Below are 16,503 nucleotides of genomic sequence, written 5' to 3'. Positions count from 1 at the left end.
AAAATGAAATTAATTATTAACGTTATTATTATTGCTGCAATTATTGCGTTAGCCTTCTACCTCCTTGTTAAGACTTTTCAACGAGGCAAGCAAGGTAAATGTGCAGCTTGTGACTACGATTGTGAAATTAAAAAGCTGGCAAAGAATAAAAAGTAATTATAAAAATCTGGAGACGTGTGGTTATTTTCCACGTTATCTTGCTATTGTTCGTGAAAACAGTTAAGACTGGGAGAAAACAATGTTTTCTCCCAGTCTCTTTTTTACTCATTATTCAATTTTTCTCGTAATATAAACCGGCGAATCTTACCACTCGCGTTTTTTGGCAATTCTGAAACAAAAATATAGTGTTGAGGAACTTTATATCGCGCCAGATGTTCATAACCATAATTCATTAGCTTGGTTGGAGAAAGACGACGATCACTGACGACAAAGGCAACTGGTACTTGGCCCCAGACAGAATCATTTTGACCAACGACTGCAACTTCATTAATTTGGGGGTAACGTTGGTAGACCTGCTCAACTTCTTGGGGAAAAATATTTTCTCCACCAGAGATCAACATTTCATCTGCGCGACCATCGATATAGAGATATCCTTCTTTGTCCAAGTGACCAATATCTCCTGTCCGGTACCACCCTTCAATCATTTTAGAAGGTAGCTTATCAGGCAGGTTAAGATAGCCAGGAGTTAAAGCTGGTGTTTTCAGCAGAATTTCACCATCTTTACTAAGTTTTAGTTGGGTTGAGAATAGCGGCTGCCCAACTGATCCTAATTTTAGGAGTGCATCAGCTGACCGTAATGCAACAATTTGGGAACATGTTTCCGTCATTCCATAACATTGAACAACAGGTATGGACCGTTGTAAGCATATCTCAAGCGTTTCTCGATCAATCGTTCCGCCCCCAAGTAACATACAACGAAATGCTGAATTATAGTGCGTATTAGTCTTATTTTGCTGCTGAATGAGCTTTTTCAGCATAAAAGGCACAACCGACATAATGGTGACCGTTTCATTTGCTAAAATTCGTTCAATTTCTTCAGCACGGAACTTCTCAACCAAGCGAACAGTCATCCCGTAAATTAATCCCCGCATAATAATCGAAAAACCACTAATATGAAAGATCGGTGCTACACACAACCACTTATCTGCGGACGATAAACCTAAATTCAATGCAGAAGAAACTGCCGAATAAAAATGGTTGCCAAAAGTTTGCAAAACTCCTTTCGGCTTACCAGTCGTCCCAGAAGTATACATGATGCTGGCTACCCAGTTTGATTTAAATACTGGAATCAGCTCTCCTGGATCAGCACTTGTTATCAAGAACGCACTGTAGGACTTAAAAGGATCCGTCATCCCTGATCGCCAGAGAGAATTTTCAACCAAACACAACTGAAGTCCACTATCTTTAATCTGTCGTTCAAGCTCTTCACCAGCAAGCCGCCAGTTCAACCAGACAATCGTGCGGCCACTACACATGATCGCTAGTGCTAATTTATAGCTCATCAGAGTATTAGTAGCTAGAAGGCCTACCCGCGAACCAGGATTAAGGTAGTCAATTTTTCCCACGAGTACCTCTACCTGTTTTTTTAATTCAGCAAATGACAGGCGCTCATTACCATCATCAATTGCAATCTGGTTCGGCTGAGTTGCCGCTTGCTTTAATAGCCAGTTTTGTGTTTCCATTTAAATTGCCTCTTTTATTTATGGAAATTTAGGGAACTGGTCAAAATCAGGGTCCCGTTTTTCGTTAAAGGCATCGCGCCCTTCTTTACCTTCATCAGTGGTGTAGAAGAGCATCGTCGCATCACCACCGAGTTGTTGGAGGCCAGCTAGTCCATCAGTATCAGCATTCATAGCAGCCTTAATAAACCGTAATGCCGTTGGTGACTTCTTCAAGATTTCGTTACACCAGTCCAAGGTAACCGATTCAACTTGGTCCAAGGGCACAACTTTATTAATCCAGTTCATCTGGTAGGCTTCCTCGGCACTATAGAAGTGGTTTAAGAACCAGACTTCCTTTGCCCGTTTATGACCAATTACGCGGGCAAGATAACCAGATCCATAGCCAGCATCAAAACTTCCGACCTTGGGACCAGTTTGACCAAATTTAGCATTATCAGCAGCAATCGTTAAATCACAAACAAGTTGCAAGATATTTCCGCCACCAACTGACCAACCTTTTACCATCGCAATGACTGGTTTAGGGATAATCCGGATTAAATGCTGCAAGTCAAGGACATTGAGACGGGCAATCTTATCGGGGCCGACATATCCACCGTTACCCCGAACTCCTTGGTCACCACCAGATGAGAAAGCCTTATCACCGGCACCGGTTAGGATAATCACCCCAATTGTGCTATCATCACGACAGATGGTAAACGCGTCGATCATTTCTTGAATTGTAACGGGGGTAAAGGCGTTCATCTTTTCTGGACGATTCATTGTAATTTTTGCAATCTTTCCCGCTCGTTCAAAAATAATTTCAGAATAATCTTTAACCGGTTGCCAATCAACTGTTGTCATAACTACTCTACTCCTTTTGTGAGGTCAATAATAATGAACCTATTAGAAAATTTAGATATTCAAACTCAATCAGTCACAGCTAACAAATGCGTTATCACTGTTAAAGTAAGTGATAAACTCAAGCAACCTTATGGAATCGTTCATGGTGGGATAAATGCAGTCCTCGCTGAAACCGCAGCTTCCTTAGGTGCCAATCAATGGTTAGCTGATCGTCAACAAGATCAAATAGCTCTCGGTGTTAATATTACCACAGAGCACCTCATTGCGGTATCGAATGGTGAATTAAGGGCCATTGCAACGCCGATTAAATGTGGACGACGAATCCAAACCTGGCAAGTCGATATCCATTGTAATGATCAATGCACTAGTACCAGTATAGTTACCCTAATCAACCAGCCTCACCCGTAAATTTCTGATCAATTCTTTAATTAGTATTTGAAAATAAAATTATTCGGAATTATAAAAAATGGTTATGCACCTTTGTTACTATCTTTTTTCGCTTTAACGTTCGATTAATCGTTCTGATTATACAAATTCTGTTATTGTTCTAAAATAAGACATTTGATAAATTAATACCAACGCGAGGCGAACTGCGTGATAAAATTAAACTGTTTTATCTTGCCTGAATTAAGGAATGAATCCCTTCTTTTAGGTCGTCAGTTTACCTATTTGGGGAGAAGAAAAATAAATAGGACAAACACTATGATGGGAAGCATGTCGCGTAAATTATAGTTTTAAAGGAGAGCATTTTTGATATGCGCTTCAATGAAAAAGATGAAGAAAAGTACCTTAAGCTGATTAACAATACCCGTCGCGGAAGCAATAAAGACTTCGAAGAGTTATTTCGCCGTTATTGGCCGCTCGTTCGCCGACTGTGGCAACGATATAATATTAGCGGCCTTGAATTGGCGGATTGGGAACAGGAAGCCCGCGTTGTAATGCTAGAAGTTATTCGTTTATACAATAATCAGGGGCCGCGCATGTTTAGCTGCTTTTTTAAGGAATGCCTAACCAACCGGATTCGTGATATCCAACGACAAACTCAGGCCCACAAACGGATCCCAGCAGGCTGTCTTTACGCATTAAGCGATGATTTTGCTGAAACACTTACCGACTTTTTACATCATTCCCCTGATGACATTATTTATTGCCGGCAGAGTCTTGAACGTTTACTTTGTCGCTGTTCTACATTTGAACGAAAAGTACTAGTTTATCTTCATACTGGTTATTCGATAACTGAGATTGCTGGTACCCTTGATTGCTCTAAACGGAGTGTCCAAAGTGCCTTGCATCGTTGCCACGGCAAGCTATTAAAAGTATTAATGAAGTAAGGGCTTGTAAAGTAAAAATAAGGTGTTGAGAGAAAATTTTTATTTCTCCTAACACCTTATTTTTTACGCTTTTCTAATAAACAAACATGCAATCACCGCAACTAATGCACTGATAACAAGGCCGAAGAAAGCGGCTGAATATGAGCCGGCTGCTTGGACAATCCACCCAATTAAGAGCGGACCAACAAAGCCGCCAAGCTGTCCACCAAAATTAACAATCCCAATTGATGATCCATAAGTTTTTTCTGATAAAATCTGCGCAATGAAACTAAAGATGCCAGTAAATGCCAATGATTTAACGAAATAGATCAAGACATCAAAGATCACAACACCTACTAATGAGGTGGACTTGAAGAGCCCAAACATGAAAACCAATGTCAGGAATGAAGCAATACTAATCATCCACCGTTCATGCTTCTTAAACAAGTGCACCATCACAAAGCCAGAAATAAATGCTGCAATACCTCCAGAAATAACTGGTAATGGTACTAACCATGCTAAGTTCTTCAAGTTAATTCCTTGTTCTTGCAAGAAATAAACTGGCATCCAGGTTTCAAGCCCTTTAGTAATGATATTCAAGGCAAGTCCAATTACTACAAATGCCCAGATACGGTGGTCAATATTTTTCCATTCAATCTTGGGACGCGCCTGCCCATTTGCTTGGCTGCTATTAATTGGCCGTTCTACCAGGTAATAGGCAAGTAAAATAATAAACCCACCAACCCCAAGCCAAACAAAGGCATTTCGCCAACCACTGCTAGCAATAATTGGCACAATAATTAGTGGGGCTACTGCTGCCCCGGCATAATTCGATGAAATTAAGGCAGAAGTTGCCTGTGATTTCTCACTCTTATCATAATTTTCAGAAATTCGTTTTAATGCCGCTGCTGGATATGGTCCTTCTGCAATCCCAAATAGAAACCGAATCGCAATCAAGGCAGCAAGAGACCACGCCCAGCCAGTCACCATCGTCATCAACGACCAGGCAAACAGCGAAATAATCACCATCAGTTTACTGCCAAACTTATCAGTTAAGTATCCTCCAGGTATCTGCATTAAAGTGTACCCTAAGAAGAACGCACTGGCGGTTGCCCCTAATGCCGCTGCCCCAACATGAAAGTCTTTTCCGATGTAAGCAAGGGAAATATTCATCACTGTTCGGTCAGCAAATAAAACCATATATCCTAAATATAGTAGCAGAAAAGATCCCCATCGTTTTGCTACTGTAAAGTTACCTATATTTTCCATAAAATTACTCCTTTAATATAAAGATCTTTTTTATTGTAATTGATCATTTTAGAACTTACCACCCAAATTCTAAGAATGTCCGCTAAAATTAAGAACGTCACTCTTAATATTTTTTTGTTAAAATATTAGAGATATCCTAAAAAATGATTGTTAATCCAAGGAGGAATTATGGATTTCTCATTTAAAAAACGACCGGTAAAAAGACTATACGGTGAATACACTATTTTATTCATCTTCTTAGCCTTATGTATTTTCGGGACATACTTAATTACTGGTCATACTTTTATCCTTAGCAAAGATGCTCTCAACCAGCATTTGCCCTTACTAGCAAAGTATCGGGAAGCACTGATTAGCTTCGTCCACCATCCCCGCCTAAACTTCTGGTCATGGCAAATGGGGATAGGCAGTGATACCTTTCAAGTATATTCTTACTATACGATTGGAGACGTTTTCTCTTACCTTGCACTACTTTTTCCCGCGGCAAAGATTACCCTCGCCTACCAGGTAATTAATATTATCCGGATGTATTGTGTTGGCCTCGCTTTCGTCTATTTTGCTCAACACTTTAAGTTTCGTAATAGCGTCATTTTGATGGGGGCAACAACCTACCTGGTCAATTCGTTTTTACTCTATGCCTGTATCGCTCAGCCGTTCTTTACCACGCCATTTATTATCTTTCCGTTAATCGTGGTCCAGATTGAACGGATATTGCAAGAGGGCTCGCCCTGGCCGCTTGCTGGTGCCTTTACATGGATGCTAGTAAGCAACTATTACCTTGCTTACGTTTTAGGAATTGGTTCATTTCTCTATCTTGTTCTTCGCGTAGGAACGCATTATCGTCGCACGCTTAATTACGGGAAAACTTTTCTTAAACTTGCTTTTGCAACAATTACTAGTGTCCTCTTATCAGCGGTTTTGCTTGTCCCCGAAATTATCGCGGTCACAAATTCAACCCGGACTGGATCATTATTTGCTAATGGTTTAAAAACCTATCCTCTTTACTACTACCTCTTTTTGCCTAAGTCACTGATTAACGGTGGTCAATGGTATTTCATGTTCTGGTCTGCGCTAGGGATCGTTTCAATTGGTTTTATCGCCCTTGTTTACATTTATTCTCGTCCGCGAAAGTATCCCCTGCTAACGATTAGCCTTGGTCTTGCCTTAATCATGCTGCTAATTCCAGCAGTCGGCGCTTTCTTCAACGGAATGATGTCAGCTTCTAACCGTTGGACGCTCTTGATCTACCTTCCATTAGCAATGGCCGTCTGTATTTTAGCAGAGAACATTCCGACGCTTGATCAAAAGACAATGGCGGTCCTAAGTTGGGCAACGGGGATTTACCTCATTGTCTTGATCGCAACCTTCTTCTTTGACAATGAAAATGATATTTTTATGCCGGTTATTTTCTTAATTGGCTCCCTAATGGCCATCTGGTTGATTCACTTAAATAAACTTACTCATCCTTACCGGTGGTTACTAGCGATTACAATGCTTAACGCTGGGGTGAACGCAATTTACGCGGCTTTCCCCTATAACGGAGATTTCTCTAGTAGTATGCTGAGCCGGGGAGAGTATCAAGCAATTACCAGCAACCGTTACGGTAACCTTGATCAGGATTTGAAGAACAATTCTTTTTACCGCGTTTCAACAATTAGCCAAAATAAGATTATTGACGGCCCTAACCTTGATAATGACCTTACTTCTGGATTGCATAACATTGATTCTTACTATTCACTGCAAAATAAATATTTAGGACAGTTTAATACAAGCCTGCAAAATAACCAGTATCAGGCTAACATCCCCATTCGGCAAGCCGATGATCGGACAATTATGAATAATTTCTTTGGCGTCAAATATCTCTTTGTTCAAAGCAATGGTGATAACGCGACAAAGATTCCCGCTGGTTACTTTTTAGATAAAGCAACTGATCCAGTCATCAATTATGATGAGGGGCAGCCAAGCAATCCCCAAAGTAAGGATGAGTTTGTGCCCACGCAAACGATGCGGTATAAAACGAACTATGCCTTCCCATTACTTTACTGGCAAGATAACTATATTAGCAAAAAAGATTATCAATCACTCTCGCCAACTGAAAAAGAACGCGTTTTAGCTACCGGTGTTCTGGTTGATAAGCAAGAAAAACTCCGAGGAATGAAGGTCGCTAAGCTCAAGACGCATGTCTATCCTCTTAAAAGCGAGTTAGTTTCCAACCGCTTGAATAAGGTTAACCCGGCTAAGCTGACCTATACCGATAGTGAAGAAACTTATCAATTGCAATTACCAGAACTGCAAAGTAAAAAAATGCAGCAAAAATTAAAGGGTAGCGAGTTGCATATTGAATTTTCGAAGATTAAGTACACCCCCTTCTCCATGAAAGAACAGATTGCCTATGAGCAAGCACATCTCAAGGAAACGGTCCTTAATCCCGGAAATGTTATTAATCAGCGCTATACCCGCTATCGCTATTGGCGTTACCACGTTTTAAATGGTTCACCTGATATTAGCTTTAAGCTTAATGTCGGCAGTAAGTTTGGAACCGCTACGATTGAGCAGGCACGGCAAAGTACCCTTTCTTTGTTTAAGCACGTTACTAATTCAACGCTTAATATTGGTTATTATGATGGCAAACTGCCAACTTCACTCACCTTCCAGCCCTCAAAACTTGGAACTTATGAGCTCAAATACCGGGTAGTAGCAGAAAAACTAGATAATAATTATTATCGTGAAGTTAAAATATTGCAACGCCATCGTCTAGAGGACGTTAAATTCAAACGTAACCAAATTCAGGGAACAATTAAAACGACTCGTCCTGGCGTCCTTACCTCTTCGATTCCTTATTCTACTGGTTGGTCAGTGAAAGTTAATGGTAAAAAGGCAACTACCTTACGAACAAATCAGGCTTTCTTAGGAGTATACTTACCTGCCGGAACTCATCATGTTACCTTTAGCTATGAGTTGCCAGGAATCAAATTAGGCGTATTACTCAGCTTGATTGGTCTAGGCTGGACCATTCTTGCCGGAATCATTACGATCGGATGGGAACGGAAGCGCAAGTAAAGCAGAATAATTCTTGCATCCCTTTTAAGAGACGCTTAAGATAAAATTAAATCTATGGGCAGGAGAAAAAATCGTGCATAAGAAGTTTACCTATATTGTCTACCAAATTATTATGGCTATCTTAGCCGTTATCTCGATTGGAATGCTGATCGCATATTATGCTAAGCGGATCAATATTGATACCTACCCTTACAATATGATTGACAATGGAATTTGGTTGGTCTTCTTTACTGATTACGTTATCCGCCTAATTATTTCACCAAATAAACGCGAATTTGTTAAAGATAACATCTTTGACCTTCTCTCAATTATTCCTGCCAGCAGCCTTTTCTTTCTCTTCCGAATTGGGCAAATTGGTAGAACCTTTCAGATGCTTAAACTTATGCGCATTATGCGTCTAGTCGGTTTTACCGGTCGTCTGGGCGTCTTCTTTGAGCGAAATGAGTTGCTCTACTACTTGTACATTACGATTGCTGTCATAATGGTCGCTGCTGCAATGTTTTGCATCTCGGAGAAAGTCTCTTACGAAACAGCCCTGTGGTGGGCAATTACAACTGCTACTACGATTGGTTACGGGGATGTGATTCCTAAGACCGGAATTGGCCGGGCAGCCGCGATTGTCTTGATGCTCTTAGGAATTGGTTTTATTGGGATGCTTACCAGTACGATTACTGAGTTCTTTGCCAAAAAAGACGAACGGAAGATTTCCGCACAATTAGTCAAAATTCAACATGAAAATCGCCAACTAAAGGCTGAGTTAGACGAAATCAAGCGTTTGATTAAGAAAAATAAACGTTAGCAAATAACCCCCATTCAAGGATTTATCCAAGAATGGAGGTTATTTTTAATTTATTTGTCGATTTAACGAAATCATCTCTAGTAAGCTTTGTGCAGTGATCGCTCCTTCATTACCCGCTTTGAGTCCTGCTCGTTGCATTGCCTGTTCAATGTTATCGGTAGTAAGGATGCCAAATGTAATTGGAATATTGCTCGTTAAGTTAAGATTCATTACGCCGCTAGCAACATTTTGACAAATTAAATCATAGTGATCTGTTTCACCTTTGATAACAGCGCCTAACGTCAAAATGCCGTCATATTCCTTCTTTGCCAATAATTGTTTCGTCATAAACGGAATTTCAAATGCTCCCGGCACATGGTAAACATCAACGTTTTCAAGGTCAAACTTAGCTAACATTTCGGTAGCTCCCTGCACTAATTGTTTAGTGACAGTGTCGTTAAAATCAGCAACAACAATCCCGATTTTTGCCCTTTGAACATTAAATTTTCCAGTAAATTCTTTCATGATTAAGCCTCCAGATTCAGTAAGTGATGAAATTTATTTTTCTTTGTGATCAAATAGTTCTCATCGTAGTTATTAGGTGCGATTTCTAATGGTATCCGTTCATTGATTTCAATATCGCCAAGTTGTAATTGCGCAATTTTATCGGGATTATTAGTAAGTAGGTTAATCTTGGTTATCCCTAATTGATGTAAAATCGCAATAGCTTGGTCATACTGCCGTTCATCAGGCGCAAAACCTAATTTTTCATTGGCCTCGACAGTATCATAGCCGTGTTCTTGCAAATGATAGGCCCGCAGCTTGTTTGCTAAACCAATTCCACGGCCCTCTTGCCGCAAATAAATAATAATCCCGCTGCCGTTTTTCTCAATTCGGCGCATTGCTTCATGAAGTTGAGGACCACAATCACAGCGAAGGGAACCAAGAACATCGCCAGTAAAGCATTCTGAATGCAAGCGAACCATTACAGGAGTAGTTGGATCAATTTCTCCCTTTATCAGCGCTAGATTATTATCATCAAACCATCGTAAGCGAAAGTCCCCATACTGAGACGGGAGATGCACCTCTTCTACTGGCTTGCTCGCTAAACTTTGCCGGTATTCCTGAAGCTCTTTGATCGTAATGATGGGTAAGCCAAATTCGGCTGCTTTCTCATGAAGTTCAACTGATCGCGCCATTTCACCATTGTCTTTTAAAATCTCACAGATATAAGCGACTGGTTCCACTCCAGCCAAGCGCGCAAGGTCAACAGCAGCTTCAGTATGTCCATTTCGTTCTAATACTCCATTTTTCTTTGCGACTAAAGGAAAAATATGACCTGGCTTGTAGAAGTCTTCGTTCTTAGCAGTTGGTGCGGCAAGATGAGTAATAGTGCGCCAACGATCAAAGGCTGAAATTCCCGTTGTTGTCGAATGATGGTCAACGCTGATCGTAAAAGCCGTACCAAACGGATCTGAATTATCAGCAGTCATCTGAGGTAATTTCAATCGTTCAGCTACTTCCGGTGCCATGGGAACACACATCAATCCGCGGGCATACTTAGTCATGAAATTAACCTTTTCGGGAGTAGCTTCACTAGCAAGCCCCACCAAATCGCCTTCTGCTTCGCGGTCTGCATCATCCATGACAATTGCTAAACCACCTTCTTGCAAATACTTAATCGTTGCTTGAATTTTCTTTACATCCATTATTTTCGGCCTCCTAGTAAATTTGCGACTACATATTTGCCTAAAATATCGGTTTCTAGATTAACTTCATCCCCTATTTTAAGCGTATCTAAGTTAGTCACGAGTTGAGTGTGCGGAATCAGCCCAACCGTAACCCAGTTATCACCAGTTTCCATCACTGTTAAACTTACGCCATTAATCGCGACACTTCCTTGCGCTACCACTTGACCTTGCAGGCGTTGTGGCAGACTAAATTGTACTTCAATAGCATTTTCATTGACAGTCCGCTTTAAAACTCGTGATAGTTCGTCAACATGCCCCGTTACAATATGACCTTCTAGCCGTGCGCCAACTTGCAATGAACGTTCAAGATTTACAAGGGACCCTTTTCCCAAGTTTTTGAACGTTGTCTTTTCAAAGGTTTGCGGCATTAATGTCGTCGTAAATTGATTATTATTGATTTCTACGACCGTTAAACATGTCCCATTTACCGCAATTGACTCGCCAAGTTGCACGGTAGTTAAAAAATCATCACTATGAGGTTCAACCACCAATTCAATCGTTTCGCCATCTTGGGTAATTTTTACTATTCGTCCCGTTTCCGCAACTAAACCACTAAACATTTTCAATCTTCCTTTCTGCAATCCTAATATTATTTTCTAAGATTTTAATTTCCTGATGGGTAAAATTCATTGGGCAAGCTAGTTCCATGCCGCTAACACCTTTTTTGCCAAGCATGTGGGGAGCTACGTATGTAATAAGCTCTTCAAATAAGTCTTCCTGTAAAAATGCTTGATGAACTGTCGGGCCACCTTCTACATAAACAGATTGAATTTCTTGTCGACCAAGTTCATGTAAAAGATCAGCAATTGACCACGTTTGTCGGTAAAATACCCGCACATCTTTAGCAAACTGGCCTTGCATAGTGCCATTTTCCGTAAAAATCCAAGTAGGGGCTCCTCCATCAGTCAACAAGTGTAAGGTCGGATTAGCTTTTAAGCGTCCCCGGCGATCAAGAACAATTCTTACAGGCGGAAATTCTGGAGGAGCAGTCGTTAATAAAGATGGATTATCAATAATTGCTGTTTGACTCCCAATCAAAATCCCCTGAAAATTACCACGCTCGGTATGAACCATTTTTGCCACAGCAGAATTAGTAATCGCCGTTCGTTGACCTTTTTCTGCGGCCACGCGATAGTCAAGACTCACTGCTTGTTTTAAAGTTACCCATGGTCGTCGGTACCGATAGAAGAAATCGTAATGTGGATTTAAGGCCTGGGCTGCTTCTTTAAGGACGCCCGTTTTGACAATAATATTTTGCTGTTGAAGCGTAGCAATCCCTTTCCCGGTGACAAGCTGGTGCGGGTCTGTTTCCGCAATCACAACCATCCTGATACCCGCGTCAATAATCGCCTGACTACATGGTGGTTGTTTCCCATAGTGATTGCAGGGTTCCAACGTGACATAAAGAGTTGCTCCCTGTAACTGTTTCGGCGTAAGTTTACCTATTGCATCTCGTTCAGCGTGAATTCCTCCATATTTGTGAGTATGACCTCGCGCTAAAACTTGACCATTCTTAACAATAACTGCCCCAACACGAGGATTTTTCCAGGTTTCATTGCCAGCCTTTGCTGCTTCAGCGATTGCCATTTGCATGAAATGAACATCTTCCACTCTAACCATCCTTTCCAAAATAAAAACGCCCTAAGATTTTCTCTCGGGGCGTTAAATGGTTACCTAAAAAACAGCTCGGCAAAATAAAACCGGATAACATCACTGCTATCCGGGGCTTTACGTTTAAACTGATTGTGTAATTTTTAGTTTTCTTCTCCCATCCAGACTATACTGTCGGTACCAGATTTTCACTGGTTCAACCGTTAACATAAATGCTAACGGGTCACGGACTCCAAGCGTACTTGTTACCGTCGGTTGGGAATTTCACCCTGCCCCGAAGAAAATTAGATTGTTAAATTTACATATAGTGTAACTCTTCACTTTCTTTTTGTAAACAGCAAATTTATTTCTGTGAGAAACTTTGCAGGGTATCCATGATCAATTGGATGAATTTCTCACGATCAATATCAAGGAGGACTTCAGTATTTTGGGGCTTGCCAGTTAACTGATAGTAGTCACAAACCGTCTCTCCCCGTGTAAGATCGCCCTGAGTTTCAACATCCACATTCATTTTGTCAGTACCAAACATAGTAGGATCAATCAACCAAGCAATCGTACATGGATCGTGGAGGGGCGCACCTTTAAAACCCCATTTTGGATTTTCATGGTACTGTTCAAAGAAGTTTAGGAGACCATAGAAGGCTTGAGCGACAGGATTATCGATCTGCCCGATTTGCTCAATTTCATCCTTCATAATCTGCGCTTTATGGGTCACGTTCAATGGTGCCATTACCAGAGGCAGCCCAAAGTTCATTACAATTTTAGCCGCTTCTGGATCAACAAAAATATTAAATTCAACTGATGGCCGCCAATTGCCAAGTCCCATTGCCCCACCCATGAAGACAATTTGATCAATCTTTTCTTTTGCCAAGTCGGGATAGACCCGCAAGAATAAGGCTGCATTTGTCATTGGACCGGTAACTACTAAGGTAACTTTCTCATCACTTTCACGAAGAGTTTTAGCAATCAACTCAATAGCCGGAATTGGTTGAACTTTGAAATCGGGATCAGGAAGGTCCGCACCATCTAAACCCGTCTCCCCATGAACTTCCGGTGCAGTTTCAAGCGGCTCAACCAGCGGAGTTTGATTTCCTTGAGCAACTGAAATATCTTCACGATGGAGTAAAGTTAACATCCGCATCGCATTATTTAAGGTTTTGTCCGGTGTTTGATTACCAGCAGAAGTTGTTACGGCAAGGACATCAATCTTCGGTGAAGCAACAGCCATCGTTAATGCCAATGCATCATCATGTCCGGGATCGCAGTCAAGGATTATCTTTTTGGTCATTTGTTATCGGCACCCTTTCTTTGTGAATTATTAGTATAGCGGTTACATTAATTATAACAAATGAACATTATTCCGTTTAATGTCGATCAATAAAATTTAAAAAGACATAATAAAAGGACCACCTAATCGTGATCCTTTTCAATATAAGTTATAATCTTACGCTTTCTTTACTAAATAGATTGGTAAAGCAATAGCGCCAGCTAAAAGGGCTAAAATAGTAAACTTCTTCTTTGAATGCTTCTTAGGTTGTGTAGTTTTGTTTTCAGTTTTATTTTTCTTCATAAGAATCTACTCCTTTGTTCAAAAACCTATCACTACCTACACTCTTATTTTAGCCCCATTTTGCCTTTACGTAAAAATATATGGGCCAGGTAATTAAAGCAATTATAAATAACCAAACAATTATCTTTTGAAATAGGTTAAGTTTCCAAATATGTTTCATAAGTTCACCTTATTTCTTTTTAAGCCAGCTAAATATCCCATGGCGGTGTGCTTGCTTTTCTTGTGCCTCTGTTAACCGGGTAAGCAATTCAGTCATTTTTGCATCAGTATTTACCTTTTGAGCGTCACGAGCTACCTCGCTGCTATTATACTTTTGCTGAAGGGTATCACTGTTAAGCCACCGATCAAAATTAGCAACATCGACAATAAAACCGGTACTAGTATACTGATAACTAATCCGATACTTTCGCGGCAGGTATTGAAAGTACCGTTCCATCATCATTGAACCATTATTTCGCGCCGTACTATCTGAAACCTTATTAAAAAGCTGCTTATTAATTTGCGCTTTTAACTGACCATCCTGCTGAATAAACGTTAGATCAGCACCGACTTCCGCCTGGTTAATCAGCATTGTCCAATCATTCCGCCCGACAAAGAGTGAATAGTCATAATTATCGTCAAAGTAGTCTTTAACAAGCTCAAACATCCCAAATTGGTCCATCGCTTGTTTCAAGACATATTTGATTGGATAAAGGTAATCCCTTTCAATCTTTTGTTCTGTCTCTGGTGACACATCATTGAAAAATTTTGCAAGTTCAACTTGGCAATAACGATAAAGTTGATCGTTAGCGCGCTCAAGCAAGTCATTTAATTTAGCTTCGCGTTCATTTTCATCCCCGGCAAAAGTTGATTCAAAACTAAGGTACCATAAACGACGCATAATTTCCGGTTTAAGGGAAAATTGCGATTTACTATCACCCTCACGACGATTCATCGTAAAAATAAATGATGGGAGTGGCTGAGTTAAACTACGATTATTAGTAATCTCTTTAATGAAGCGATCAAAATATGGCCGTGTTGTTAAGTCAGGACTAATATCATCAATCATCATCGGATTAACGGGCCCAGCACTATACATATAATCGCTTAAAACCGTTGTAATAGTCATATTAATATTGGACTTTCCTAATGCATAATTTTTAGCATCAAAAACACCGCCATCAAGGAAATTGCCACTCCCCGTTAGCTTGGCTGCTAGTCGCTTTCCCAATGTTGACTTTCCTGTTCGTCCTTGACCAATCAAGGCTACTCCGAGGGGAACATCTTCGCGTGATTTACTGCTTGGCGATAATTCATACATATTACGGATTTTCCATAACCAGGGTGCTTCAAATAGGAAACACATGAAATCACATGCTTGCCACCCCTCGCCGACTTCTTTGTAATTATCGTACTCATGGGCAATATCACTAAATAGTTGCAGCTGTTCACGGAGACAGTCACCCGTTAAATTCGATGTTATTAATTCCGACTTTACATTATCGCCAACGCGGGGCGCTTCAAATAACTGACCATTATTATAAAATAAGACTGGCTTAGGATAGAGATCTTCTTCGTGGTTAATCTTTCCTGAGTTATCATCGTTTCGAGACACATGTTTAACTACTTGAGTAAGGCTGTAGAGTTCTTTCCCGATATTTTCGAGATTGCGTTTCTTATAGCCAGCATTACCAAAGAGCTTGACAGTTTGGGCGACACTCAATTTTTCTGGAGCTGATAGTTTCTTTAATTCCTCGTCAGAACTATACTGATCCTTATATTCTTTTACTTCTTCTGCCGGGATAATCACCGCATCCTGGTCACCGGTATCCTTGTTTTTCACCATATTCACCGTATCGGTATAGACATTAATCTGAAGTTGCTCTTTATTTTTCGCCTTAATGAACCCGGCCATTTTCTTTGCGTCCAGATAGGTAGTCGCATGGCGAAGGTTATCGTTGAACATCTGGACATGGCATTGATAAAGCGGATCAGTTTGCATTCCATAGTCACTGTCGAGTTGTTCTAAATTATGATGAATTGCTGCTTCGGTTAAATTCATTGAACCGGCAAATGAAAGATACCGGTCGTCACTTGTCATTAAGTACATTTTGGTATGAATTAACTCTTGTTTTGTGAATAAAAGTCGCAAGCTGCCATCTAAAATTCGCTTTGTAAATTCACTATCAGGGTGTTCATAACCATAATTGACAAATTCAGTCCGGTCATTTAACTGCCTCATCCTTTTGCCAATTGATTCTTTTCCATTATCGCTTAAGCCAAGGATCAAAGTGACCTTATCATAGCGCGGTAATAGTTGCTCCTCAATAAACTTAATTGAAGAAACAAATGAAACGCCCCTAAATTCAGTCGGCTTTTCAAGATGTTCACCCGCAAATTTCCAAAAATCGGCATCAGAAATTAATTCTTGTTTAGTGTAATCCAGGATATCTAACATGTGATTCGCCCCCTTTTAGTTAACTTTCAAATTATATCATGAAAAAAAGAACCACCCGCAAGTGATTCTTCGTATAGAAATTAGGGTATACACTTTCTGGTATGGATGGAGATTCCATGCCAGATTTTTTTGTATAAAAAAGAGACATTTGCTGTCCCCTCGTTATACAATCAATTCACCACAAAAATCATGAAAGAA

Annotated in this window: 15 protein-coding genes and 1 riboswitch; of the genes, 5 read left to right on the top strand and 10 right to left on the bottom strand. The window is 40.4% G+C overall.

Translation table 11 applies throughout. The annotated features are described in order from the left end of the window. Window positions 1-3: 3 nt before the first annotated feature. On the top strand, window positions 4-156 hold the full coding sequence (locus LMC10_RS09635; protein ID WP_003672085.1) for a FeoB-associated Cys-rich membrane protein: 153 nt from the start codon (window positions 4-6) through the stop codon (window positions 154-156). 104 nt (window positions 157-260) lie between these two features. On the opposite strand, the gene LMC10_RS09630 is transcribed toward LMC10_RS09635, so the two are convergent. Both LMC10_RS09630 and menB read right to left on the bottom strand, forming a co-directional pair. After that, window positions 261-1,682 carry an o-succinylbenzoate--CoA ligase gene (locus tag LMC10_RS09630; RefSeq protein WP_229269686.1) on the bottom strand — a complete coding sequence of 474 codons (1,422 nt, stop codon included), beginning with the start codon at window positions 1,680-1,682 and terminating at the stop codon, window positions 261-263. 18 nt (window positions 1,683-1,700) lie between these two features. Further along, a complete protein-coding gene (menB, locus tag LMC10_RS09625) occupies window positions 1,701-2,522 on the bottom strand; it encodes a 1,4-dihydroxy-2-naphthoyl-CoA synthase (protein ID WP_003667939.1) in 822 nt (273 codons plus the stop codon). Window positions 2,523-2,555: 33 nt separating this feature from the next. Here menB and LMC10_RS09620 point away from each other — a divergent pair, with 33 nt between their 5' ends. Then, window positions 2,556-2,930 carry a PaaI family thioesterase gene (locus LMC10_RS09620; RefSeq protein WP_003667940.1) on the top strand — a complete coding sequence of 125 codons (375 nt, stop codon included), beginning with the start codon at window positions 2,556-2,558 and terminating at the stop codon, window positions 2,928-2,930. Window positions 2,931-3,277: 347 nt separating this feature from the next. After that, entirely contained in the window at window positions 3,278-3,853 is a 576-nt protein-coding gene (locus LMC10_RS09615) for an RNA polymerase sigma factor (RefSeq protein WP_229269685.1), read from the top strand. Between the two features lie 63 nt (window positions 3,854-3,916). On the opposite strand, the gene LMC10_RS09610 is transcribed toward LMC10_RS09615, so the two are convergent. Further along, window positions 3,917-5,101 carry an MFS transporter gene (locus LMC10_RS09610; RefSeq protein WP_144227030.1) on the bottom strand — a complete coding sequence of 395 codons (1,185 nt, stop codon included), beginning with the start codon at window positions 5,099-5,101 and terminating at the stop codon, window positions 3,917-3,919. A 168-nt stretch (window positions 5,102-5,269) separates the two neighbouring features. Here LMC10_RS09610 and LMC10_RS09605 point away from each other — a divergent pair, with 168 nt between their 5' ends. Beyond that, a complete protein-coding gene (locus LMC10_RS09605) occupies window positions 5,270-8,158 on the top strand; it encodes a YfhO family protein (protein WP_229269684.1) in 2,889 nt (962 codons plus the stop codon). A gap of 73 nt (window positions 8,159-8,231) precedes the next feature. Then, window positions 8,232-8,957, top strand: coding sequence for a potassium channel family protein (locus LMC10_RS09600; protein WP_065867594.1), 726 nt, complete (start codon window positions 8,232-8,234; stop codon window positions 8,955-8,957). A 45-nt stretch (window positions 8,958-9,002) separates the two neighbouring features. On the opposite strand, the gene ribH is transcribed toward LMC10_RS09600, so the two are convergent. From ribH to LMC10_RS09570, 7 genes are all read right to left on the bottom strand, one after another. After that, on the bottom strand, window positions 9,003-9,461 hold the full coding sequence (ribH, locus tag LMC10_RS09595; protein WP_153701957.1) for a 6,7-dimethyl-8-ribityllumazine synthase: 459 nt from the start codon (window positions 9,459-9,461) through the stop codon (window positions 9,003-9,005). Between the two features lie 2 nt (window positions 9,462-9,463). After that, window positions 9,464-10,645 (bottom strand): GTP cyclohydrolase II, encoded by a 1,182-nt coding sequence (gene ribA, locus LMC10_RS09590; RefSeq protein WP_229269683.1) that lies wholly within the window; start codon window positions 10,643-10,645, stop codon window positions 9,464-9,466. Further along, the gene (locus LMC10_RS09585; protein WP_229269682.1) at window positions 10,645-11,247 is read right to left on the bottom strand and encodes a riboflavin synthase; all 603 of its coding nucleotides are present in this window, start codon (window positions 11,245-11,247) and stop codon (window positions 10,645-10,647) included. The genes ribA and LMC10_RS09585 overlap by 1 nt, the downstream gene beginning before the upstream one ends. After that, on the bottom strand, window positions 11,240-12,298 hold the full coding sequence (ribD, locus tag LMC10_RS09580) for a bifunctional diaminohydroxyphosphoribosylaminopyrimidine deaminase/5-amino-6-(5-phosphoribosylamino)uracil reductase RibD (protein WP_411377799.1): 1,059 nt from the start codon (window positions 12,296-12,298) through the stop codon (window positions 11,240-11,242). The genes LMC10_RS09585 and ribD overlap by 8 nt, the downstream gene beginning before the upstream one ends. Before the next feature lie 145 nt (window positions 12,299-12,443). Next, window positions 12,444-12,584: riboswitch (FMN riboswitch) on the bottom strand. A gap of 57 nt (window positions 12,585-12,641) precedes the next feature. After that, window positions 12,642-13,586 (bottom strand): pyrimidine-specific ribonucleoside hydrolase RihA, encoded by a 945-nt coding sequence (rihA, locus tag LMC10_RS09575; protein WP_229269681.1) that lies wholly within the window; start codon window positions 13,584-13,586, stop codon window positions 12,642-12,644. A gap of 156 nt (window positions 13,587-13,742) precedes the next feature. Next, window positions 13,743-13,868 (bottom strand): hypothetical protein, encoded by a 126-nt coding sequence (locus LMC10_RS10520; RefSeq protein WP_003666121.1) that lies wholly within the window; start codon window positions 13,866-13,868, stop codon window positions 13,743-13,745. A 169-nt stretch (window positions 13,869-14,037) separates the two neighbouring features. Beyond that, complete coding sequence (locus tag LMC10_RS09570; RefSeq protein ID WP_229269680.1) at window positions 14,038-16,305, bottom strand: phospholipase D family protein; 2,268 nt, start codon at window positions 16,303-16,305, stop codon at window positions 14,038-14,040. Window positions 16,306-16,503 lie beyond the last annotated feature (198 nt).

Origin of the sequence: Limosilactobacillus reuteri subsp. simiae, assembly GCF_020784875.1 — a bacterium.
Taxonomy (GTDB): domain Bacteria; phylum Bacillota; class Bacilli; order Lactobacillales; family Lactobacillaceae; genus Limosilactobacillus; species Limosilactobacillus reuteri_H.
The sequence above is the reverse complement of the archived record's forward strand: the minus strand, read 5'-3'. Positions and strand labels throughout refer to the sequence as shown.